The organism is uncultured Cardiobacterium sp. (assembly GCF_938028825.1).
In the GTDB taxonomy this organism is placed as follows: domain Bacteria; phylum Pseudomonadota; class Gammaproteobacteria; order Cardiobacteriales; family Cardiobacteriaceae; genus Cardiobacterium.
This window is the reverse complement of sequence record NZ_CALIZP010000084.1, coordinates 17460-40890: the sequence shown is the minus strand read 5'-3', so window position 1 is coordinate 40890 and position 23431 is coordinate 17460. Positions and strand designations below refer to the sequence as shown.

General features: G+C 55.0%; 21 protein-coding genes, 1 tRNA gene and 1 riboswitch. Of the genes, 13 read left to right on the top strand and 9 right to left on the bottom strand.

Going from position 1 to position 23431, the window contains the following annotated elements; translation table 11 throughout:
* Positions 1-547 precede the first annotated feature (547 nt).
* The 4 genes from Q0562_RS12330 to dapD form a co-directional block, all read right to left on the bottom strand.
* Positions 548-2773: a transferrin-binding protein-like solute binding protein gene (locus tag Q0562_RS12330; RefSeq protein ID WP_298644773.1), complete on the bottom strand. Its 2226-nt coding sequence runs from the start codon at positions 2771-2773 to the stop codon at positions 548-550.
* A gap of 233 nt (positions 2774-3006) precedes the next feature.
* A complete protein-coding gene (locus tag Q0562_RS12325) occupies positions 3007-3693 on the bottom strand; it encodes a 7-cyano-7-deazaguanine/7-aminomethyl-7-deazaguanine transporter (RefSeq protein ID WP_298644771.1) in 687 nt (228 codons plus the stop codon).
* A gap of 456 nt (positions 3694-4149) precedes the next feature.
* Entirely contained in the window at positions 4150-4605 is a 456-nt protein-coding gene (gene queF / locus Q0562_RS12320) for a preQ(1) synthase (RefSeq protein ID WP_298644769.1), read from the bottom strand.
* Position 4606: 1 nt separating this feature from the next.
* A riboswitch (PreQ1 riboswitch) is annotated at positions 4607-4652 on the bottom strand.
* Positions 4653-4673: 21 nt separating this feature from the next.
* Complete coding sequence (gene dapD / locus Q0562_RS12315) at positions 4674-5492, bottom strand: 2,3,4,5-tetrahydropyridine-2,6-dicarboxylate N-succinyltransferase (protein WP_298644767.1); 819 nt, start codon at positions 5490-5492, stop codon at positions 4674-4676.
* Between the two features lie 275 nt (positions 5493-5767).
* Between dapD and nhaA the strand changes: the two genes are divergently transcribed.
* From nhaA to nqrM, 13 genes are all read left to right on the top strand, one after another.
* Entirely contained in the window at positions 5768-7192 is a 1425-nt protein-coding gene (gene nhaA, locus Q0562_RS12310) for a Na+/H+ antiporter NhaA (RefSeq protein ID WP_298644765.1), read from the top strand.
* Positions 7189-8535: a phosphoglucosamine mutase gene (glmM, locus tag Q0562_RS12305; protein ID WP_298644763.1), complete on the top strand. Its 1347-nt coding sequence runs from the start codon at positions 7189-7191 to the stop codon at positions 8533-8535. Before nhaA ends, glmM begins: the two co-directional genes overlap by 4 nt.
* A 2-nt stretch (positions 8536-8537) precedes the next feature.
* Complete coding sequence (gene tpiA / locus Q0562_RS12300) at positions 8538-9263, top strand: triose-phosphate isomerase (RefSeq protein ID WP_298644762.1); 726 nt, start codon at positions 8538-8540, stop codon at positions 9261-9263.
* Positions 9260-9643: a preprotein translocase subunit SecG gene (gene secG / locus Q0562_RS12295; protein ID WP_298644760.1), complete on the top strand. Its 384-nt coding sequence runs from the start codon at positions 9260-9262 to the stop codon at positions 9641-9643. The genes tpiA and secG overlap by 4 nt, the downstream gene beginning before the upstream one ends.
* 27 nt (positions 9644-9670) lie before the next feature.
* Positions 9671-9755, top strand: a tRNA-Leu gene (locus Q0562_RS12290).
* Positions 9756-9796: 41 nt separating this feature from the next.
* Entirely contained in the window at positions 9797-11140 is a 1344-nt protein-coding gene (locus Q0562_RS12285) for a Na(+)-translocating NADH-quinone reductase subunit A (RefSeq protein WP_298644758.1), read from the top strand.
* Positions 11141-11142: 2 nt separating this feature from the next.
* Complete coding sequence (locus Q0562_RS12280) at positions 11143-12288, top strand: NADH:ubiquinone reductase (Na(+)-transporting) subunit B (protein ID WP_298644755.1); 1146 nt, start codon at positions 11143-11145, stop codon at positions 12286-12288.
* Positions 12281-13117 (top strand): Na(+)-translocating NADH-quinone reductase subunit C, encoded by an 837-nt coding sequence (locus Q0562_RS12275; protein ID WP_298644753.1) that lies wholly within the window; start codon positions 12281-12283, stop codon positions 13115-13117. The genes Q0562_RS12280 and Q0562_RS12275 overlap by 8 nt, the downstream gene beginning before the upstream one ends.
* A gap of 3 nt (positions 13118-13120) precedes the next feature.
* Entirely contained in the window at positions 13121-13807 is a 687-nt protein-coding gene (locus tag Q0562_RS12270) for an NADH:ubiquinone reductase (Na(+)-transporting) subunit D (protein ID WP_298644751.1), read from the top strand.
* Between the two features lie 11 nt (positions 13808-13818).
* Complete coding sequence (nqrE, locus tag Q0562_RS12265; protein WP_298644750.1) at positions 13819-14430, top strand: NADH:ubiquinone reductase (Na(+)-transporting) subunit E; 612 nt, start codon at positions 13819-13821, stop codon at positions 14428-14430.
* Between the two features lie 12 nt (positions 14431-14442).
* On the top strand, positions 14443-15660 hold the full coding sequence (gene nqrF / locus Q0562_RS12260; RefSeq protein WP_298644749.1) for an NADH:ubiquinone reductase (Na(+)-transporting) subunit F: 1218 nt from the start codon (positions 14443-14445) through the stop codon (positions 15658-15660).
* A 1-nt stretch (position 15661) separates the two neighbouring features.
* Complete coding sequence (locus Q0562_RS12255) at positions 15662-16714, top strand: FAD:protein FMN transferase (protein ID WP_298644748.1); 1053 nt, start codon at positions 15662-15664, stop codon at positions 16712-16714.
* Positions 16711-16932, top strand: coding sequence for a (Na+)-NQR maturation NqrM (gene nqrM, locus Q0562_RS12250; protein WP_298644747.1), 222 nt, complete (start codon positions 16711-16713; stop codon positions 16930-16932). Before Q0562_RS12255 ends, nqrM begins: the two co-directional genes overlap by 4 nt.
* A gap of 363 nt (positions 16933-17295) precedes the next feature.
* On the opposite strand, the gene Q0562_RS12245 is transcribed toward nqrM, so the two are convergent.
* From Q0562_RS12245 to Q0562_RS12225, 5 genes are all read right to left on the bottom strand, one after another.
* Entirely contained in the window at positions 17296-17805 is a 510-nt protein-coding gene (locus tag Q0562_RS12245; RefSeq protein WP_298644746.1) for a hypothetical protein, read from the bottom strand.
* Positions 17806-17864: 59 nt separating this feature from the next.
* Entirely contained in the window at positions 17865-18560 is a 696-nt protein-coding gene (locus Q0562_RS12240) for a hypothetical protein (protein ID WP_298644744.1), read from the bottom strand.
* A 158-nt stretch (positions 18561-18718) separates the two neighbouring features.
* On the bottom strand, positions 18719-20443 hold the full coding sequence (locus Q0562_RS12235) for a DUF262 domain-containing protein (RefSeq protein WP_298644743.1): 1725 nt from the start codon (positions 20441-20443) through the stop codon (positions 18719-18721).
* A gap of 43 nt (positions 20444-20486) precedes the next feature.
* Positions 20487-22163, bottom strand: coding sequence for a ribonucleoside-diphosphate reductase subunit alpha (locus Q0562_RS12230; protein ID WP_298644742.1), 1677 nt, complete (start codon positions 22161-22163; stop codon positions 20487-20489).
* 213 nt (positions 22164-22376) lie between these two features.
* Positions 22377-23357: a ribonucleotide-diphosphate reductase subunit beta gene (locus Q0562_RS12225; protein WP_298644741.1), complete on the bottom strand. Its 981-nt coding sequence runs from the start codon at positions 23355-23357 to the stop codon at positions 22377-22379.
* Between the last annotated feature and the right edge of the window lie 74 nt (positions 23358-23431).

The following is a 23431-nucleotide window of genomic DNA, read 5'->3' as shown; positions in this document are numbered from 1 at the left end:
CCGTACTATCTGTACTGTCTTCGGCTCGCCGCCTTGTCTCATTCCTGTTTGAAACAACTATAACGCAGCAGCTGCCGGATTTTGGTTGAAAAGCCGCCGCAATGTTGAGTGTCAACAGATTCTAATACCAAAACCCAAAAATAATCTGCCGCAGGGCGGGCACCCGCCGCAATAATATCCAGTGGTGGGCTAAAGCTCACTACGAACGCCGCTTTATTTCTTGGGATTAGTGGGACGTTACAGGCAACGTCTCTACAAAGAGCGGTGTTTGCCGCAGCCCGCTGTAGCGATATTGATGGTGGGCTAAAGCCCACCCTACGAACTGCGGTTTATCTCTTGGGATTGGGGAGAGGGCAACAAACAAACCGCGTAAATGGTGGGCTAAAGCCCACCCTACGAACGTCGTTTTATTTCTTGGGATTGGTTGGGGGATCGCGCTTCACTGGATCAAAATCATTGTCAGCTACGTATAAAAAAACGGCTACTTGCGTAGCCGTTTTTCAAGGTAGTCATCAAGCCGAAAGAACAGCCTGATGTTGTTTGGCGATTAGTCGCTGTACACGTTGTTACCGTCATCACCCTGGAAGGTGTTGGTTTCGCCGCGAGTTGCGCCGAATACGCCACCCCAGTCGTTGGCTCCATAAGCGTCGCCGTATTTATCGTCGTCTTTGACGCTGTTGAAGGAACCACCCATTTCCTGGGCTTTATCGCCGAAGAAGGAGGCTTTGAAGGTCGCATTGTCATCACCAGAGGCGTATGCGCGGTCAGCAGTACCAACCACGGTATTACCAGTAATGGCACCTTGGAATTGAACCAGTTTGTCTTTAGTCGTGACGTTCTTGGTTGGGTCAAGCAACCAAGTGTTATAGACTTCACCGGTTACGCGTTTGTTGTTAAAGTTCACGCGGGCTTCAACAAAGTTACCCATACCGATAGCACTTGTATCGGAAGTTGCGGGAGCGAATGAGTTAGGCAAGTCGCGACCATTCTTTCCAGTGTTGCCGTGGAAATCGTTATTAATGCCATACATGAGGGCGTGGCCATGGTAAACAGCGCTTTGGTTGCTCGGCAGAGCAGCCATTTGCTCAATGCTGGTAGCGTCGGTACCACGGTAGAAATAGTTGTCTACACCGTCTTCACGGTTCTTACGCACATAATCACTGTGCATGAAACCATCTTGGTATCCGGTAACTCCGGCATCTACATCCAGGTTGCTGCTAACACGACCGTACTGGACACGAGTAAGCGTTATCGGTTGTGCGCCCAAGCTATATTGAGTAGCACGATTTTCATTCTCGGCATCGTATTCAGCGACGAAGGTTTTCGCTCCAGAGAAACTGTTCAGAGAAACCTGATTGACAGTTTGTTTGCTCGTATCGGCATAAGCCAAGTGATAACGACCAAAGATACGGGTTGTAGTATTGTGATGATCTTCCCATTTACCGGTTGAAGGATTGTTCTTGGTTTCTTCGCCCAAAGTAGAGAGACCACCACCGACACGAATCAAACCGTTGGTTGCTGCTTTGGCATTATTTTCATCGGCAATGCGCGTATCACTAGCATCTGTTTCGTTACGGGTAAATTTGTTTTCAAATGCAGTTTCTGGCGCACTCCACCAAACCAAGCCCTTGCCATAACGAGTACCGTTTGGGCTGGTATTGGCATAGGTAGCCGTTACGGTTTTCTTGGTAACTTTTACAGCACCGTCAACCTTTTCTTTAGTTTCACCCCGGTAGAAATAAAGATCTCTACCTTTTTTATCTTTATAGTTCTTAGTTTCTTCGAGTGCAAATGTGCCAGGAGCACTACCTGCTATAGATTTTTGCCAATGTGCACGATCAATAATTGCAGACAATTCCGTTGCTGCATGACGGCCAACATCATTAGGTGCCGTACCCGTAATTTCAGGGCTTGTGTTGACAGTTTGGTCAGCTGCCGTCGGGCTTTCTGCTGCTAATGCTGTAGTGGTAGGTTGGTATACACGTTTACCATCTGAAGCAATATTCACAATTGAGTTATATACCGTAGAACCAGTTGTATTCAAAGTACGTGTGAACTGACCTGTGGTCGGATTGATGTTGTTTGCAGTATGAGCTGCATCCGTATTGGTAGTTGCCGTGTACAGCCCTGCCAACACATCAACATTCTTAAAGTTTTCTTGTTGCAGGCTGTTACCATTATGACCGCCTTGAACAGCGCGGGTATCTACGTTTGGCGCACCATTTGATGCATCTAGCGGAATGGGATTGCTGCTACCTGTAAATTGCGCTTTAACCGGCTGACCATCAGCACGGACCACTTCTTGACGAGCCAAGACGATATTGGTCAGGCTGGGGTTTTGGTTATTGAGGGTAACACCCAAGAGCGGAGAAGCAGAGGCCTGTTTGCTTGGGTTGTTGGCGCGGTCATATTGAGATCCGTCACGACGGATGTATTGCAGGGTACCGACAGTAGAGACTTTGGTCAGGTCTTTGTTGTCCACAACCTGGGTGTTAGTCGGGTCAACAACATTGTTGTCGGCCTGGTTGTTGTTATTGTTGTTATTATTGTTGTTATTATCCGGCGTCGGCTTCGGCGTCGGATCAATCGGCTTGTTGCTGTTGTTGTCATCGCTGCCACCACAAGCGGCAACACCTACTGCTACCAAGATAGCGAGAGAGAGATTTGTCAGTTTCATACAGGATGTACCTTCTTGAACTTGGGTTGAAAGAAAATTTTCCATAGCCACAACTTGGCTGACGAGCATATTAGCGAAAGCGTTTTGTCTTTGCAAGTTTTTCGCCAGGGGTTTTGTGGTTTTTTTGAGGCAATGAACCGGGTCGGCAGTTTTTTTGCTGTTTTTTCATCCGGATATGTCCGGCAGGTGCGATGTCTCGCTGTCGCATGGCGGATACAGGTACAGACGGGCTGCGGAAGCAACAAGCCGCGCCGGGCGAGCGGGCTGTTGACGCCGAAGGTCAACAGGCTCCGATTTTCTTCGGTGCAGGGGCATGGACGTTATCCCGCTTATTCGCCCTGCGGGCAGGCGGCAGGCACGCGCCGGTGCAGGGTGGTGAGGCGGGCGGTGAGGTAGCGCAGCAGGATGCCGTAGGCGGGCAGGAAGAAGAGGGCGCAGATGGTGATTTTCCAGGCGTAGTCCACCAGGGCGATTTCCTGCCAGTGCGCCGCCATGTAGGGGTCGCTGCTGTGGTGGAAGGCGATGGCGAAGAAGACGATGGTGTCGATGGCGTTGCCGACGATGGCGGAGGCGGTCGGCGCGATCCACCAGCGGCGCATTTGCCGCAGGCGGTTGAAGACGGTAATGTCCAGCAGTTGGCCGATGAGGTAGGCGGATAGGCTGGCGAGGACGATGCGGCCGACGAAGGGGTTGTAAGCAGTGAGCGCGGCAAGGCCGGTGTATTGTCCGCCGTCGAAGAGGACGGAGACGAGGTAGGAGAGGGCAAGCGCAGGCATGGTGGCGCAGAAGATGATGCGCCGCGCGAGGGGCGCGCCGAAGATGCGCACGGTGAGGTCGGTGGTGAGGAAGATGAAGGGGTAGGTGAAGGCGCCCCAAGTGGTTTTCAGGCCGAAGATTTCAAAGGGCAGTTGCACGAGGTAGTTGCTGGCGACGATGACGACGTTGTGCCAGAAGGCAAGCCAGATGAGGGCGTGGTGGCGCTGGGCGGCGGTGAAGGTGTAGGTGGTGTTGTGCATGGTTGGGTCTCGGGTTGGGGTGGGATTGTTAAAGGGATTTCTGCTTTTGGTACATTCGCTACCCGTCGGGGGTGTGTGCTGATAGGTTATCAAGCGGCGCGGTTGCCGGGTTTTGCCGCTGTGCGGTTTTTTCTAACCCTTTCTCGCCCTGCGGGCGAGCTGTTCCGGTCCCCAAACCCTTTACCTGCTTGCGGGGAGGGGCTTTTTCGTCATGTACAAGGCTCTCCGCTGCGAAGGCCGCCAGCATGATTTGGCAGGCTTGTGCGAACGCGGTCCGTTCTGCCGCGCTGTCTGGCGGGGCTCGGGCTGAGGCGGCGGTTGGTTTGCACGCAGGCGATGCAGGTGAGCACGGAAGCGCCGCTGTCTTTCAGACGGTTGATTTCGGCGCTCAGCGCCGCGTCGTCAAGCGGTGGCAGGGCGACGGCGCGAGGTGATGGCGGGCAGAGGCACGGCGGGTCATGCCGAGAGCGGGCGGTTCAGCAGGCGGGCGGCGGCGTGTTCGGCGTAGCGGCTGCCGGGTTGGCCGTAGTTGGCGTAGGGGTGGATGGCGATGCCGCCGCGCGGGGTGTAGGCACCATAGACTTCGATGTATTTGGGCTGCATCAGGCGGATGAGGTCTTTCATAATGATGTTGACGCAGTCTTCGTGGAAGTCGCCGTGGTTGCGGAAGCTGAAGAGGTAGAGTTTCAGCGATTTGCTTTCGACCAGCAGGGCGTCGGGGATGTAGGCGATGTGGAGGGCGGCGAAGTCGGGCTGGCCGGTGATGGGGCAGAGGCTGGTGAATTCGGGGCAGTGCAGGGTGACGAGGTAGTCGTTGCCGGGGTGTTTGTTGGGAAAGGATTCGAGGATGTCCGGCGCGTAGCCGGTCGGGATGGCGGCGTTTTTGTCGCCGAGCAGGGTGAGGCGTGTCATGGGTTTCCTGGTTTTTTTGTGTGGGATGGACTGCGAACCACAGGGGCGCCGGAGCGCCCCGCTTGTTGTTAAGAGCGCAAGAGTTCGTTAATGCCGGTCTTGCTGCGCGTTTTTTCGTCAACCTGTTTGATGATGACGGCGCAGGCGAGGCTGTGGCTGCCGTCGGCGGCGGGCAGGCTGCCGGGGACGACGACAGAGCCGGCCGGAACGCGGCCGTAGCTGATTTCGCCGGTCATGCGGTTATAGATTTTGGTGGATTGGCCGATGAAAACGCCCATCGAGATGACCGCGCCTTTTTCGACAATGACGCCTTCGACGATTTCCGAGCGTGCGCCGATGAAGCAGTTGTCTTCGATGATGGTCGGCGCCGCTTGCAGCGGTTCGAGGACGCCGCCGATGCCGACACCGCCGGAAAGGTGCACGTTTTTACCGATTTGCGCGCAGGAGCCGACCGTCACCCAGGTATCAACCATTGTGCCTTCATCAACGTAGGCGCCGATGTTGACATAAGACGGCATGAGGACGACGCCTTTGCCCAGATAGCTGCCGCGCCGCGCGACGGCAGGCGGGACGACGCGCACGCCTTCGGCGGCGAAGCGGGCTGCGTCGTGATGGGCGAAGCGGCTTTCCACTTTGTCGAAGTAGCGGGTGTAGCCGTGGTCAATGGGGGCGTTGTCATGGACACGGAAGGAGAGCAGCACGGTTTTTTTCAGCCATTCGTTCACTTGCCAGCCGCCGCCGGGTAGCGGCTCGGCGACGCGCAGAGCGCCGCTTTGCAGGGCGTCCAGCACTTCGTTGACGGCGGCAAGCAGGGGGGGTTCGGCATTTGCCGGGGTGAGGTCGGCGCGGCGCTCGAAGGCGGCTTCAATGGTTTGTTGCAGGGTCATGGGGTTCCGGTGATGCGGTGAAAAAGGCGGGCATTATAGTCACATCGCGCCATATAGTCGTTTCAACCAGAACGGATACGGTGTTGGCGAGCCTCGCCTAAACATAATTAAACATACTGTCTTCGGCTCGCCGCCTTGTCTCAGTCCTATTTGAAACGACTGTAACAGCGGGGCAGGGCGGTTTCTGCCTGCCGTCCGGATGCCCGCATGCGATGCGGTTCCGTTTGCGGTAAATCAGCCCCGTTCCCCGGCGGGCGCGGCGTGTACGGTGGGCGGTGGGCGGTGCTTTCGTTTATGATGGTTCGCCATTTTGTGAGGTGCCTATGTACAAGTTATTTCAGCGCAGTGCGCATTCCAGCGAGGATGCCAATTCCTGGGAGCGTCTCTTCGGCAAGTTGATGACGCCGATCGAGGATTTCACCCGCAACAGTTCCGCCAGCGGGATTTTGTTGTTGATGTGCACGGTGGCCGCGTTGCTCGTCGCCAATTCGCCGTGGGGCGACGCCTACCGTCATTTGTTGCACGCACCGCTTGCGGTCAGTTTTGCCGGCCACGCACTGGAAATGCCGCTGCATCATTGGGTGAATGACGGTTTGATGACGCTGTTTTTCTTTCTGGTCGGGCTGGAAATCAAGCACGAGATGATGGTGGGCGAGTTGTCTTCGCCCGCGCAGGCGGCGCTGCCGATTATCGCCGCTGTCGGCGGGATGATTGCGCCTGCACTGGTGTACAGCGCGATTAATTGGGGCGGCGTGGGGATGCCCGGCTGGGGGATTCCGATGGCGACCGATATTGCCTTTGCCATCGCGGTGCTGATTCTGCTCGGCAAGCGGGTGCCGTCCGGGCTGGTGACGATTCTGGTCGCCCTCGCCATTGTGGATGACCTCGGCGCGGTGGTGGTCATTGCGCTGTTTTATACGGCGGATATTCATGTGCTGCCGCTGGTTGCAGCGTTTGTCTGCTTCGCCCTGCAACTGGCGATGAACCGCTTCGGCATCCGCCGCTTGTGGCCGTATTTGCTGGTGGCGATGGCGATGTGGCTACTGATGCTGTATTCGGGGGTGCATGCGACGATTGCCGGGGTGCTCGGCGCGCTCGCAACGCCGGTGCGCAGTCTGTACAACCCGGGGGAGTTCAGCCGCGAAGCGCGCAAGTTGCTGGACAAGTTTGATATTTACCGCCTGCGCGAGGGCGATTTTCTGGAATCGGACAAGCTGGTCGGGGTGCTGCATACGCTGCACAACGGCATCAATCAGGCGCAGGCGCCGCTGCAACGGCTGGAACACGCGCTGCACGGCCCGGTGTATTTCGTGATTATCCCGCTCTTTGCCTTTTTCAATGCCGGGGTGACGATTAATGCGGCGTCGCTCGCCAATCTGGTCTCGCATCCGGTCTCGCTCGGCGTCATCGCCGGGCTGGTCATCGGCAAGTTCGTCGGGGTGTTTTCGGCGGTGTGGCTGAGTGTGCGCCTCGGTATCGGCCGCCTGCCCAAAGGCGTGAATTTCCGCCATATTTGCGGCATGGGGCTCTTGGCGGGCATCGGCTTCACCATGTCCATCTTCATTTCCGAGCTGGCGTTCAAGAATGAGGATTTGTTGCTGAATAATGCTAAAATCGCCATCTTGGTAGCATCAATCATCGCGAGTCTGGCGGGGTACGTCTGGCTTCGCCTGTGCAATAACGGAGACAATCATTCATGAGCGGGACAGGGCGGAAATATTTCGGCACGGACGGCGTGCGCGGCAAGGTCGGGGTTGCCCCGATAACGCCGGATTTCGTCATGCACCTCGGCTGGGCCATCGGCAAGATGCTGGGCGACAACGGTTTCGCCGGCGAGAAGGTCATCATCGGCAAGGACACCCGCATTTCCTGCTATATGCTGGAAAACGCCATCGCCGCCGGTTTTTCCGCCGCCGGGATGGATGCCCATCTGCTCGGTGTGATGCCGACCCCCGGCGTCGCGTATTTCACCCGCACTTTTCATGCGGCGGCGGGCATCGTCGTCAGCGCCTCGCACAATCCATACAGCGACAACGGTATCAAGGTCTTCGCGCGCGGCGGGGTCAAACTGCCCGATGCTTCGGAAAATGAAATCGAGCGTTATCTGAATATGCCGCTGAAAGTGGTGGAATCGGCGCAACTCGGCAAGCTGTACCGCATCCCCGAAGCGCGCGGGCGCTATATCGAATTTTGCAAGAACGCCATCACCCTCGGTCTGCCTTTCGAGCGGCTGAAAATCGTGGTGGACTGTGCCAACGGCGCCACCTATCCCATCGCCCCGGAGGTGCTGCGCGAACTGGGGGCGCGGGTTATCGTCATGAATGCCGAGCCGAACGGCTGCAATATCAACGCAGGTTGCGGTTCGACCGCACCGGAATCCCTGCAACGGCGGGTGCGCGACGAGCAGGCGGATGTCGGCATTGCTTTTGACGGCGACGGCGACCGCGTGGTGATGGTGGATCGCAACGGCCGCCTGCGCGACGGCGACGCCATCCTCTACATCATCGCCAAATACCGTGCCTTCAAGGGCGAGCAGTTGAACAACATCGTCGGCACGAAGATGACCAATATCGGTCTGGAACGCGCACTGAACCGCATGGGCATCGTCCTGCACCGTACCGATGTCGGCGACCGCTATGTGCTGGAATGCATGCAGGAAATCGACGCGCGCGTCGGCGGGGAAAATTCCGGGCACATCATCTGCCTTGACCGCAATTCCACCGGCGACGGCATCATCGGCGCGTTACAGGTGCTGGCGGCCATGCTGGAAATGGAAGCACCGCTGCACGAACTGCTGGCCGATTTGCATATGGCGAAACAGGTAATGAAAAACGTCGAAGTCGCCGACAAAAACATCGTCAACAGCCCCGCCGTGCAGCACGCCTTGCAACAGGCGACAGAAAAACTGGGAGATGCCGGACGCATTCTGCTTCGTCCGTCCGGTACGGAACCAAAAATCCGCGTCATGGCGGAAGGTAGCGACGAAGCACGGCTGCACGTTATCGTCGAAGAACTGGCGGCAGTCATATCTCGGGAGGATTAAACATGCGAAAACCCATCGCAGCAGCAAACTGGAAAATGAACGGCGACTTTGCTCTGGTTGAAGCCTTCGCCAAACATGCCTGGCCGCAAGGCAACGTCGAAAAAATCTTCGGCCTGCCTGCCATCTATCTGGCCAAAGCCCACGAAATGGGGCTGGCGGAACTGGCAGGGGAAGACGTCAGCGCCCACGCATCCGGCGCGCATACCGGCGAAATCTCGGCGGCCATGCTGAAAGAAGCGGGGGCGAGCTACGCCATCATCGGCCACTCGGAACGCCGCACCGCTCACGGTGAAACCGAAGCGCTGCTGATTGAAAAATGGCAACAACTCAAAGCCCAGGGGCTGAAAGTCATCTACTGCATCGGCGAATCCCTGCAAGAGTACGAGGCGGGGCAGTGTGACAGCGCCCTCTTGCGCCAGCTCAATCCGGTGCTGGATGCCGGATTGGTGGATGCCGATACCGTTATCGCTTACGAACCCGTCTGGGCCATCGGTACCGGCAAGGCGGCAACTGCGGAATATGCGCAACAAGTCCACGGCAAAATCCGCGCCTTGCTGCACGAACGCGCCGCAGCCGTTGCCGACAAAGTCCGTATCCTCTACGGCGGTTCCGTCAAACCGGACAACGCCGCCGAACTCTTCGCCGGGGCGGACATTGACGGCTTCCTCGTTGGCGGTGCATCCCTGCAAGCGGACACCTTCGACAAAATCGTGGGAGCGATGGCATGACCGTACAACTGGTACAAATCATCTTCCTGCTCGCCTCGCTTGCCTTGTGCGCGCTTATTCTGCTGCAACAACCCAAAAGTGGCGGCGGCATAGGCGCGTTGGGCGGTGGCGGTGCATCCAGCACCGTATTCGGTGCGCGCGGTGCGAGCTCGTTTCTCTATAAGGCCACACGATTCCTCGCCGCCGTGTTCTTCGTCGGAGCCCTGCTTCTGGGCTACCTGCAAAACCGCGAAGCACAACGCGACAGCAGCATCCTGAACCAGCAAACAGTCGTTCAGGAAGCAGAAAAAAGCGAAGCAGCGCTTGACATCCCTACCGCCGGTATGGATAATCCGCCGCCTGCTTCGAATACCGACGTCCCTGCGCCCGCCAAGCCTTAAGCGGGGCGCGCAGGGTCAACAAAGACCGCCGACGTGGTGAAACTGGTAGACACGCTATCTTGAGGGGGTAGTGGCGAAAGCCTTGCGAGTTCGAGTCTCGCCGTCGGCACCATATAAAAATAAAGACGTAGTCTGAGGTAAGGTATTGTTAGCATGATATTCGTCAAGAAAGGTTTAGACCTTCCCATCCCCGGTGCCGTCAGTAGCACCGACATTCACGACATCGTCCCCAAACACAATGTAGCTGTCATCGGCGAAGACTATCAGGGTCTGAAACCGACCATGCTCATCGCCGAAGGCGATAAAGTTGTACTGGGACAGCCGCTTTTTGAAGATAAGAAGAACCCGGGTGTGCTTGTCTGTGCACCGGTTTCCGGCACTGTCGAAAAAATTGTGCGTGGCGAAAAACGTCGCCTGTTGTCCGTCATTATCCGTCCCGAAGCGGGAGAAGCCGTCGTCTTTGAAGCTTTTGGCGATGACGCGGCCAAAAAACTCCCGCGTGAAGAAATCGTCAAACGTTTGATCGCTTGCGGCCTGTGGGCAACTTTCCGCACCCGTCCGTTCAGTAAAATTCCGGCGATTGACAGTGTGCCGCACTCCATCTTCGTTAATACGATGGACAGCAACCCGCTGTCATTTGACCCCGCGCTCGCCATGCAGGGACGCGATGCCGACCTGTTGACCGGGCTTGCCATCATGCAGGCGCTTTCCGGTGGACAAGTCCACCTGTGCCGCCGTCGCGAAACCCCGGTGCCGACGCATTTCCTCAACCGCCTGGAAATTCACGACTTCGGCGGTGCGCATCCCGCAGGGCTGGTCGGCACCCATATCCACTTCATTGATCCGGTCGGTGCCGGTAAAACCGTGTGGCATATCGGTGTGCAAGACCTGCTCTGCATCGGCAAATTCTTCCGCAGCGGCATTCTGGATATGCAGCGTTTGGTTGCCGTTGCGGGTCCCGGCGTGAAAAGACCGCGCATCATCCGCGCCGTGCGTGGTACCGCGATGGCGGATTTGCTGGCAGATAACCTGAACGACGGCGAACAGCGCATCATTTCCGGGTCCGCCCTGTCCGGCCGCCAGGTACATGACGAGACCGCTTATCTCAGCGCTTACGACCAGCAAGTCACTGTTCTGCCGGAAGGTCGCGAGTCCTATTTTCTCGGCTTTCTGCGTCCCGGCGTTGGCTGGTTTTCGCGCACCAATGCCTATATCGGCAAATTCCTGAAAGGGCCGATGCAGTTCAATACTTCGCTGCGCGGCTCCCCCCGCCCTATCGTTCCCATCGGCGTGTATGAAGAAGTGATGCCGCTCGATATCCTGCCGACTTTGCTGGCGAAAGCATTGATCGTGAAAGATACCGACACGGCAATCAATCTCGGCGCGCTGGAACTGGACGAAGAAGACGTGGCACTCATGTCCTTCGTCTGCCCCGGCAAACATGATTTCGGGGCGATTCTGCGCGAGAACCTTACCTTGATAGAGCAGGAAGGCTGATTATGGCGAAACAACATTTCTTTGAAAAAATAGCACCGCTGTTTGAAAAAGGCGGGAAATTCGAAAAACTCTTCCCGCTTTACGAAGCAACGGCCACCTTTGTCTATTCCCCCCGCTTCGTTACCGCGCGTCCGTCGCATGTGCGTGATGTGATAGACCTGAAACGGGTGATGATCCTCGTCTGGTTTGCCGTATTCCCGGCGATGATTGCCGGCTGGTATTTCGTCGGCGCACAAGCGGCACAGGCTCAGGGTATTGCCGATCCCGGCCTGCTGGCGAACCTGTGGTTCGGCGCGAAACTGCACCTGCCGATTTATATCGTCACCTTCGCCGTCGGTATCGCGTGGGAAATTCTTTTCTGCATCGTGCGCAAACACGAAGTCAGCGAAGGTTTCTTCGTTACCTCAATCCTCTTCTCCCTGACCCTGCCGCCGACCATTCCGCTGTGGCAAGTCGCCATCGGTATTTCTTTCGGCGTGGTGCTGGGAAAAGAAGTCTTCGGTGGAACCGGCCGCAACTTTATCAACCCCGCACTCGCGGCCCGGGCCTTTCTTTATTTTGCCTATCCGGCGCAAATATCCGGCGACCGCGTTTGGGTTGCGGTGGACGGCTATTCCGGTGCGACCGCCCTCAGTCGCGCGGCAGAAGGCGGTATGGATGCGGTGCGCAGCCAGTTAAGCTGGTGGGATGCCTTCATCGGCAACATGCCCGGTTCCATCGGCGAAGTGTCAACGCTGGCCATTCTCATCGGCGGTGCCATCATTCTCTTTGCCGGCGTCGCTTCCTGGCGCATTGTTGTTGGCGCGATTGCCGGTGCAACCATCACCTCACTGATGTTCAACATCATCGGCAGCGAAACCAACCATATGTTTGCGATGCCGTTCTGGTGGCACTTCGTCCTCGGCGGTTTTGCCTTCGGCACCTTCTTCATGGCAACGGATCCGGTCACGGCCTCCGTCACCAATACCGGCCGCTACATTTTCGGTGCGCTGGTCGGGGTGATGACCGTCCTTATCCGGGTGGTCAACCCCGCCTTCCCGGAAGGCATCATGCTGGCCATCCTCTTCTCCAATATGTTTGCCCCGCTCATCGATTTCTTCGTGATGCGCGCGAACACCAAACGCCGTCAGGAGAGAACCCATGTCTGAGAAAAAACAATCCGCTTGGGGCGTACTCAAATTCGCCACCATCGTCTGTCTGCTCTGCTCGCTGTTTGTTTCCACCGCCGCCGTATCACTGCGCGGTTTCCAGAAACAAAACGCCGAGAACGAGAAAAAAATCAACATCCTGCGCGCAGCTGGTTTGGCCGGGGCGGAGGAACGCCTCACGACCGAGCAAATCAACGAAAAATTTACGCAGATTATCCCGCTGGTGATTGACCTGAAAACCGGCGAACCGGCACGCGACAAAAACCCGCTGACCTACAATATGTACAACGCGGCACAAAGCGACAGCGAAGGTCATGCCCTCACCGACGATCCGGCAGGCATCAAACGCATTGCCAAAGAGGGGCTTGCTTATGTTGTGGCCGACGGGGATCAAATTTCCCGCCTCGTCCTGCCGATACAGGGCTACGGACTGTGGTCCACCATGTACGGCTTCACCGCCCTGTCTTTCAAGGACAAACAGCCGGAAGTCACCGGCATCACCTTCTACCAGCATGCAGAAACCCCCGGACTGGGCGCGCGCATCGTCGAACCGGCCTGGCAGGCGCTGTGGGCGGGCATCATTCCCTACGACGACAGCGGCAATCCGCATGTCGATCTGGTAAAAGTCCGCAATCCGGATGCGAAAAACCAGGTAGATGCCATCGCCGGCGCCACGCTGACCAGTAACGGCGTCGAACACATGATGAACTTCTGGCTGGGCGAGCAGGGCTACAAGCCGCTGGTGGATCACATCAAAAACGGTGAAATAACCCTTGCCGACCTGCGCGACGCTTCCCAGGCCGCCATCGGGCAAAAAACGGAGCAATAAATCATGAGCGATAACAAAAAATACGACTATCGAGAAATCATCCTGGGGCCGATCTTTGCCAACAACCCGATTGGCCTGCAAGTCTTGGGCATCTGTTCGGCGCTGGCCGTGACCGGCAGCATGAAAACCGCCTTCCTGATGAGCCTCGGCCTCACCTTCGTGACCGCCTTTTCCAACCTGTTCGTCAGCATGATCCGCAACAACATCCCGAGCAGTATCCGCATCATCGTGCAGATGGCGGTTGCCGCTTCGGCGGTTATCGTCGTGGATCAGTTGCTGAGGGCCTTTGCCTTCGAACTGTCCAAACAACTCTCGGTGTACGTCAGCCTCATCCTGACCAACTGCATCGTCATGGGGCGGCTCGAAGCCTACGCCATGTCCAACCCGCCCATCCCTAGCTTTCTGGACGGTATCGGCAACGGCCTCGGATACAGCGCCATGCTGCTCACCGTTGGCACCATCCGCGAAATCTTCGGCAAAGGCACCTGGTTCGACATCACCATCCTGCCCACCAAACCGGATGGCTGGTATGTCCCGAACGGCCTGATGGTGCTGCCGCCGAGTGCTTTCTTCGTCATCGGCCTGCTCATCTGGGCGCTGCGCACCTGGAAACCCGAACAGAACGAAGCGCGTGACTATACCGAAGCCAAAGCCGCCAAACCGATCCTCATCGGCGGCACCGGACACTAAGGAGCACGGACATGGAACACTATCTGAGCCTGTTCATCAAATCCATCTTCATCGAGAACATGGCACTGTCCTTCTTCCTGGGCATGTGCACCTTCCTCGCCGTATCGAAAAAAATCACCACCGCCGCCGGTCTCGGCACCGCCGTTATTGTCGTGCAGACGTTGACCGTGCCGCTCAACAACCTGCTTTACACGTACCTCCTGAAAGAAAACGCCGCGTTCTGGCAAATGCTCGGCGTGGAAGTGGATATCAGCTTCCTCGGCCTCATCGCCTACATCGGCGTGATCGCAGCAGTCGTGCAAATCCTGGAAATGTTCCTCGACAAATACGTCCCCTCGCTCTACTCGGCGCTGGGCATTTTCCTGCCGCTCATCACCGTGAACTGTGCCATCCTTGCCGGCTCGCTCTTCATGGTCGAACGCAACTACACCTTCGGCGAATCCGTCGTCTATGGCGTCGGCAGCGGCGCCGGCTGGGCACTGGCCATAGTCACCATGGCGGGTATCCGCGAAAAACTGCGCTATGCCGACGTGCCGAAAGGGCTGGAAGGACTGGGCATCACCTTCATCACCGCCGGGCTGATGGCACTGGGCTTCATGTCCTTCTCCGGCGTACAACTATAAAGGGGGACAAACATGGAAATATTCTACGGTGTGCTCATCTTCACCGGCCTCATCCTGCTGCTCTCCGCCATCATCCTGGTGGCGCGCAAATATCTCGTGCCGCAGGGCAACGTGAAAATACTCGTCAACGGCGAACGTGAACTGGACGTACCGATGGGCGGCAAACTGCTCAACGTCCTTGCCGACAACAAAATCTACGTCTCTTCCGCCTGTGGCGGCGGCGGCAGTTGCGGCCAGTGCGTCGTCAAAGTACATGAAGGCGGCGGCGAAATCTTGCCGGTCGAGCTCAACCACATCAGCAAACGCGAGGCGCGCGAAGGCGAACGCCTCTCCTGCCAGGTCGCGGTAAAAAGCAACATGAAAGTTGAAGTGGATGAAGCTGTCTTCGGCGTCAAAAAATGGGAATGCACCGTCATCTCCAACGACAACAAGGCGACCTTCATCAAAGAGCTCAAGCTTAAAATCCCCGAAGGCGAAACCGTCCCCTTCCGCGCCGGCGGCTACATCCAGATCGAATGCCCCGCTTATGACATCAAATACAGCGACTTCGACATCGCCCCGGAATACCGCGAAGACTGGGAAAAATACGGCCTGTTCAAACTCGAGGCGCATAACGACAAACCGACCATGCGCGCCTACTCGATGGCGAACTACCCGGACGAAAAAGGCATCATCATGCTCAACGTCCGTATCGCCACCCCGCCGCCGAAAATTCCCGAAGCCAAGCCGGGCATCATGTCCAGCTACATCTTCAACCTCAAACCCGGCGATAAAGTCACCATCTCCGGCCCCTTTGGCGAATTCTTTGCCAAAGACACCGATGCCGAAATGGTCTTCATCGGCGGTGGTGCGGGCATGGCGCCGATGCGTTCACACATCTTCGACCAGCTGAAGCGCCTGCACAGCAAACGGAAAATCACCTTCTGGTACGGCGCGCGCTCCAAGCGGGAAATCTTCTACCAGGAAGACTTTGACGCCCTCGCCAAAGAATTTCCGAACTTCACCTGGCACGTCGCCCTTTCCGATGCTTTGCCCGAAGACAACTGGACGGGCTACACCGGTTTCATCCACAACGTCGTGTACGAAAATTACCTGAAAAACCACCCCGCGCCGGAAGACTGCGAGTACTACATGTGCGGCCCGCCGATGATGACCAAATCCGTCATCGACATGCTGCACAACCTCGGCGTCGAAGACGAAAACATCCTGCTGGATAACTTCGGGGGCTGACGTGTACCGGCACCTGAGTACACTCCGACAAGCGCTGTTGCTGCTGGCAACAGCGCTTTTCCTTCTCGTCTGCGCAGAAAGCCGTGCGCAGAACGTAAGCCGCCTCTCCGGCGAAACCATGGGCACCTTCTGGAACGTCAGCATTGCCGCCGAACTCGACGATGCCGCCAAAAGCGCCCTCAAACAGCAAATTGATACCACCCTCGAAGCGGTGAACGACAGCATGTCCACCTACCGCGACAACTCCGAGCTGATGCGCTTCAACCGCAGCCGCGACACCACAGTGCAGCCCATCAGCGACGGTCTGCGCCGTGTACTTGCCAAAGCACTTGCCATCAGCGAAGAAAGCGGCGGTGTGTACGACGTGACCGTCGGCCCGCTGGTCAACCTGTGGGGCTTCGGTCCGGTCAAGCGGCAGGACAAACCCTCTGACGCCGAAATTGCCGCCGCCCTGCAACATGTCGGCTACCACAAATTGCACCTCGGCGATGCGGGTCTTGCCAAAACCGACCCCGACATCTTCATCGACCTCTCCTCCATCGCCAAAGGCTACGGCGTGGACAGGGTGGCCGAAACCATTCACGCGGCGGGCTACTCCGACTACCTCGTGGAAATCGGCGGCGAAATCCGCAGCAAAGGCAACAAATACGGCGCGCCGTGGCGCGTCGGCATTGAACGGCCTGAGGCTGGATTAGTGAGCGGTGCGGCGGTTGAGTCGGTCATCGCCATGAATGACCGCCTGCCGGCAATGGCGACCTCCGGCAACTACCGCAACTACGCTGAAAAGGGTGGGGAAATGGCGTATCACATCATTGACCCCAAAGACGGCAAATCGCACCGCTCGCGCCTCCTCTCCGCGACCGTCCTTGCCGCCGACTGCATGACCGCAGACGCCTACGCCACCACCCTGATGCTGCTTGGCGACGAAAAAGCCCTCGCCTTCGCCGACGAGCACGGGCTTGCCGCCGAACTCATTCTCGCCGGTAACGGGACACCCTATATCATCCAGAGAAGCAAAGCCTTCACCCAAGCCATACAGGAGGAACAACCATGACCACCTTCATCGTCGTCTTCATCGTCCTTATGCTCGTCGGCGTAGGCATGGCCGTCGGTGTCATCTTCGGCCGTGCGCCCATCAAAGGCAGTTGCGGCGGACTGGGCGCCGTCGGCGTCGAACGTGCCTGCGGCTGCAAAGACGTCTGCGAAAACAAAGAACCGCCCGCCACCGACGGGCAGCATGCAGCAGGCAAAGTCAAGCGCTATCAACCCTGATTCACCGCTTTCCACGCAAAACAGTATGCCGGACGCAGCAAGGCGTCCGGCAACGTCACCAAACGGAATGACGCTGTCATTCCGTTTTTGGCTGCAACCGGTGAGGTGCGCTGATATAGTCATTTCAAATAGGACTGAGACAAGGCGGCGAGCCGAAGACAGTACAGATAGTACGGTGAGGCGCGCCAACACCGTATCAATTCTAGTTGAAACGACTATATTTCTCGCCCTGCCATATTCCCTGCCTAGGCAGGTCATCACCAAGATGCCGCAGCTGCTGCGGATAGCTATTTCACAATAGCCAGAAGCTTGAGGAGAAAGAGACTTTCGCGAAAAGCCTAATACGAGCGGGGGCGTGTGGCTTTATCCGTCATCTTCCTCGTCGTCGTATTCTTCATATTGCGCGGGGGATGCGCCGACTTTTTTCACGATGGCGGCATAGGGCTCGTCGCTGCTTGCCGCTGCCAGCGGGTAGATTTTTTCCAGGCGCAGGTGATGCATCCAGTCGTCGCCGAAGTCGAAGCGGTAGTAGATGAAATCTTTTTCTTGCAGCTTCGTGTTGTCGAGGGTGAAGGTCGCGGCGTTGTGGGCGATATCGCCTTCATCCATCATCATGTCGGCCTCTTCCATGCTGTACGGGTCAAAAACCCGCTCTTTGCAATCGTATAAGGCGTGGTCGCTTTTTGCTTCTGCGCGGGTGAGGATGAATTGGTAGAGGTGCGGGTCGTAGCGGTCGAAGGCGGTGAAGATGAGCGCGTGCAGGTCTTCGAAGGTGGCATTGCCGGCGATGTCGAGGATGCGGTGCAGTTTGTTAACGGGCACAGCGTGGTATTCGATGAGCGATATTTTGAAGCGGTAGATGTTGATGGGCATGGGGTTCTCCGGTCGGGGAAGTTTCGCTGGATGCGGATTTTAGCCCCGCTTGGTGTCGGTTAGAAATCGAAGCGGATGCCTTGCGCATAGGCAAAACGCAGTTCATCTGCGCCGATAAAGTCGCTATTGCTGCTGGCATCCGGCTGACCGCTGGCTAAGGCGGCGTAAAGGTCGGCATAGCGTCTGCGATAGCCGCAGGCGCGGATATGGTGGTTGAGGAAATCGCGCGCCGCCTCGCTGCCGCCATAGCAGAAGGCGTAATAAAAGAGGCCGGTGTGCAGGTTTTTGTTGTCCAGCCAAGGGGTTAAGGCGCTGCCGTGCTGGCGCAGGTAGGCAACGGCGGCGGCTTTATCGGTAAACAGATCGCACAGCGGCAGGGCGTATTGCTGCAAGTCAGCAACGATGCCACGCACGCTGTGCGGCAGGCTGGCGCCCGCCAGTTGCCAGTGGCGCCAGTCTTTTCTAGGGGTCAGGTAACCGAGCTGGTTGGCATAGAAAATACCGCTGACGTCACCGTTCGGCAGGGATTGGCTCTGCGCCCATTGTTTGAATTGCCTGGAGGAGAGCACGATGTGCACCAGCATGGTGATGTTATGCGCACCGTTGTTGCGGCTGCCCTGAAAGCGGATTTCGCAGACGGTGTCGCGGTCGGACAGGTCTTTTTTCAACACCTGCCCTTTTTGCAGGAGGCGGAAGCCGTCCAGTTGCGCGGCGATTTGCGTGCAGGCGTGAAGGAAGGTTTCGCGGGAGGTCATGGTTTTTGGGGGTTGGATGGAATGGACAACGGCGTGGTTGAGCCGCTTGGCGGTATTTTCGGATTTGTTCTGCGGGGATTGTCTGCTGTACTCTCTGACGCGCGCTGTACCAATCCCCTCCTCTCTACCTAGCTAGAGGAAGGGGACACTACGACCAATTATTCAAACAGTTCATAAAAACAATTTGCTAAATACTTGGATCTTTCTTCAATCTCTTCTTCCTCAAAAAATTTTTTGTCAGATAATGTCTTCAAGAAATCTTCAGTAGATTTTGAGTTTGATTTTTTATAAATTTCAACTTTAACTTCTAGGGTGCTATTTCCGCATTTTTGATTCAGGTTATCTTCTAAATAAATAAGATTGCCTATATTTAGAGAATAATGTCTATATCTGGTATCTTTTTCAGAAACAATATGCTCAATAGTATAATTATCTGGGATACAGACTCTATTTGACATTTTTTTTTCAATCTCAGAAATGGCAAATTTAGATAATATATTACTATCGTATTCTTCATTGCTTGAGTAAGATAGTTTTATAAATTTCTCTAAAAACTCATTTTTCGTAGGCAATTTGTCTTTAAAAGTCCTTATAATATCATCAATAATTATTCCTAAGTCGTTTGAATTATTGCTTTTAGATACTAGTACTGAAAAATCTGTGTACTTAGTTTCTATAGCGTTAGGATTTTTCTTGCATAGAGCATTATAAGCAAAATGGAATCTGGGAAGAAATGTTAATATTTTTTTACAATTTTTTGGTGTTAATATACCTTTTTCTTTTGCTCTTAACAAAGATAATAGCAATGGTCTACATTGTTTTATGTTAAACGCGCCTAAATAATTTAATGAATCTACCATATACTTATCTTTCTTATCATAATCAGATAAATATGGTGATATTATTTTTTTATAGCTTTCTGCCGCCTTTTGTAGGTCATTTAAGAAATCTTCATATTTTTCTTTCGACACTTGAGCCTTAAATTGCTCATAAAGAGCTAATCTTTTATTTATACTGTATCTAGAAGACCAAAAGTGTCTATAAAATGTAGAAATTTCTATCTTCTCGCGTTCTGCTAATTGTATCTTTATTTTCTTCCATTTACTGTTTGCATTGTCTTTTGGTTCTATATTATTTAAGTATCTAAATATTTCATTTTTAATTAAATCAATATCTTCTAATTTCTTTCCTTTTGAGTTTAATATTTCAAATATTAAATTTGCATTACCTTTATCTACCGTAGATATACAAATCACTTGACTCTCTAGTAGAGCATCTCTAATTCTTTTTAAAGACTCTATGTAGCTTTCATCTTCTTTCTTAACTAACTTTTTTATCTGCTCCTTTTTTAATTTTTGGAAAAAATATTTTATAGCTTCAAATATTCTTCTTGTTTCATCATCTGGTATATCAGCTCCTTTCTTCAAAATATCAGATAATTCTTGCTTTCTATCTTGAACATTATCTTTAAAGAAGTCATCTAAAGTATCATTCTGCAAGATTGTAATTTTTTCATCATTGTCCGTTGTTTTAACAATATACTCCCAAACGCGAATTGCTAAACTATTCTCTCCATTCATATCCAGCAATTTTCCAATTACTGATAACAAAATGGTTGCTGTTGTTATTCTTTGCTGACCATCTATAACCTCTAGTTTTCCTTTTGAGCCAGTTATATCTCCAACAACTAAAATGGTACCGAAAAAGTATGGAGATTTATTAGAAGTTTCTTCAGCATTTAAGCCGAATACTAAATCATCAAGAAATTCTGATATATGTTCTTTTTCCCAAGAATAATCTCGTTGAAATCTAGGAATTACCAGCTGGTTAAAATTGGTCCCAAGTAAATCCCGAAAAGTCTTGATGTTAAAATTAAAATTCATTCTTCATTTCCTTTATAAGTTAGCTAGTTTGTATTCGAAAAATTCATCCCTCACAACTGCTGCAATTCAGCAAGTTACGGTTAAAGCGTTGGGCCGCGCTGATGCTGTGCTGGTAGTAGATGGATTTAAGGCCGAGTTCGGCGGCGGTGAGGTAGAGCTGGTTGATGTCGCGGGTCGGGGTGTCGGGGTGGATCATGACGTTGATGCTTTGCCCCTGATCGATGTATTTCTGCCGTTGCGCCGCCTGCTGGATGACCGCCAGTTGGCTGATTTCGGAGAAGGTTTTGTAGATTTCTTTTTCTTCGTCGGAAAGGGCAGCAAGGTGTTGCACGGAGCCATCGTTCAGCAGGATGCTTTCCCAGGTTTTTTCGGTGTTCAGGCCTTTTTCTTCAAGGAGTTCGACGAGGAAGGGGTTTTTGTAGGTGGTTTTGATTTTGGCAAGGTCTTTGACGTGGTAGTTGGATTTGAAGGGTTCGACGGAGGGTGAGACGCTGCCGAGGATGAAGCTGCTGGATTTGGTCGGGGCGATGCTCATCAGGGTGGTGTTGCGGCGGCCATAGCCGGTGAGGATTTCCGGTTCGCCGAATTCGGCGGCGAGTTTTTTCGAGGCGGCGAGGGTTTTTTCTTGCAGCAGGCGGAAGATTTCGTTGTTTTTCTGCATGGCGGCGAAGCTATCGAAGGCGATACGCTGCGATTGCAGGTAGCTGTGCCAGCCGAGGACGCCTAGGCCGAGGGCGCGGTGGCGTTTGGCGAAGCGGTGCGCGCGGTCAAGGAAGGGGATGTCCGCGCTTTTGGTGATGAATTCGCTCATCACGGCGTCAAGGAAGCAGGTGAGGGTTTCGACAGCGTCGGTGTTTTTCCATTCTTCGTAGTGCAGCAGGTTCATGGAGGAGAGGCAGCAGACGAAGCTTTCTTCGTCGCTGGCCGGCAGCATGATTTCGGTGCAGAGGTTGGAGGCGTAGATGGGCAGGTTGAGCGCCTGGTAAACATCGGGGCGACCGACGTTGGCGTTGTCTTTGAAGAAGAGGTAGGGGATGCCGGTTTCGGCTTTGCGTTGCAAGACTTTCGCCCAGATGCGGCGTTTGTTGGCATCACCCGCTTTCATGTCTTCGAGCCACTGGTTGCTGATGCAGACGCCGTAGTACATGAGCTGGATGGGGTTGCCTTCGGTGTGGATGTCCAGCCATTCGTCGATGTCGCCGTGGTCGATGTCGATGTAGCCCGCGAACTGGCCTTTGCGTGAGGTGCCTTGCGAGATGACGTCGATGATGGTGTCGAAGAGTTTGCTGAAGTTGAAGGAGCCGTCCGATTTGCCGTTGTTGCTGATGGCGCTGCCGCGCGGGCGGATGTCGCCGAAGTAGGCGCTGGTGCCGCCGCCGATTTTGCTCATCATGCCGACTTCGGCGGTGGTGCGCATGATGTCGTAGATGGAGTCGCCGATGTAGCTGCCGAAGCAGGAGATGGGCAGGCCACGGCTGAGGCCGAAGTTTGACCACACCGGCGAGGAGAGGGAGTAGTAACCGCGCGCCATGTAGTGATGGAAGCGGTCGGCAAAGGTGGGGTCATTGAGGATTTTGCCGGCGTGGTTGGCGATGGCGCGGATGCGGTTTTCGGGCGTGGTGCCGTCAAGCAGGTAGCCGCGTTCTAGAAAGAGGCGGCTGTCTTCGTTCAGCCAGGCGAAATCGGAGCGGGAGGCAGCGGTGCTGTTGGTAGCGGTCATGGGGGTCCTTGTTGTGTTTTCCTTGGGATAGATGCAGGCGAAGCGGGTTCGTAGCCCGCCTCGTGATTGTTCGGGTGGGCGGTGATTTTGTATCAATCCTCTTGTTCACGGCGAAATGCCGTCAAGCGGCGAGATGGCCGGGTTTTGTCGCTATCGCGATTTGCCCGGCCCCTCCTCACAGGGGAGGGGTTTTTTAGTGTCTCAGGGGGGATGTCAGAAGAGGTCGTCGGCGGTGATTTGTTTGGTCTTCTTGCTGTAATCGGTACTGCGTTTGTAGAAGAAGTCGCTTTCTTTGCCGGAGAGGATTTCGATGTCGAACCACTCGGTTTCGCGCAGTTTGCGCGCATCCACGAGGTAGGGCGCGTTGATGCCGAGGATGCTGAGCGAGTTGTTGTAGCGGTTGACGATGTAGTTTTCCACGGTGTCGCGGGTGATGAAGCTGAGGTCGCCTTCTTCAAACATCCAGTCGAGGATGCCGCGCTCGGCTTCAAGTGCCTGATCGGCCAGCGCTTTCAGCTCGTCATAGAAGTCGGGGGTGAAGAGGCGCGGGTGTTCTTCTTTGATGATGCCATAGAGGGCGATGCCGAAGCGGCCGTGGATTTCTTCTTCTTTGGAGGTGGCTTCGACGGCGTTGGAAATGCCCTTGAAGAGGTTGCGGTGTTTGTTGAACGACATGATGACGAGGAACTGCCCGAAGAGGGAGATGTGCTCAACGAAGAGCGAGAACATCACCAGCGAGAGGACGAAGCGCTCGCGGCCGATGTCTTTGTCGCGCATGAAGTCTTCCATATATTCGATGCGCCGCATCAGGGCGGGGATTTGTTTGATCTGGGTGAACATTTCGTTCATGCCGAGTTTTTCGAGGAGGAAGGAGTAGGCGTCTTTGTGGCGCACTTCGCTTTCGGCAAAGGTGCCGCCGACGTCGTCGATTTCCGGTTTGGGGAAGTAGCGGTAGAGGTCGCCCCAGAAGCGCTTGACGCTGACTTCGACTTGCGAGATGGCCAGCATGGCGCGGGTGAGGACGCTGCGCTCGCGGTCGTTGATAACGGTGCGGTAGTCCTGAATGTCGCCGGTGAAGTTGAATTCGGTGTGCAGCCAGTAGGAGTGGCGGATGGCGTCTTTGAATTCGAGCAGTTCCGGGTATTCGTAGGGTTTGATTTCCAGGCGTTTTTCGAAGAGGTTGCGGGGTTTCATGGGGCTTCCTGAATGGGGTGGGCATAAGGGTTCGCGCGGGCGCGAGTGTGCGGCATTGTAGGGAGATTTTTCCG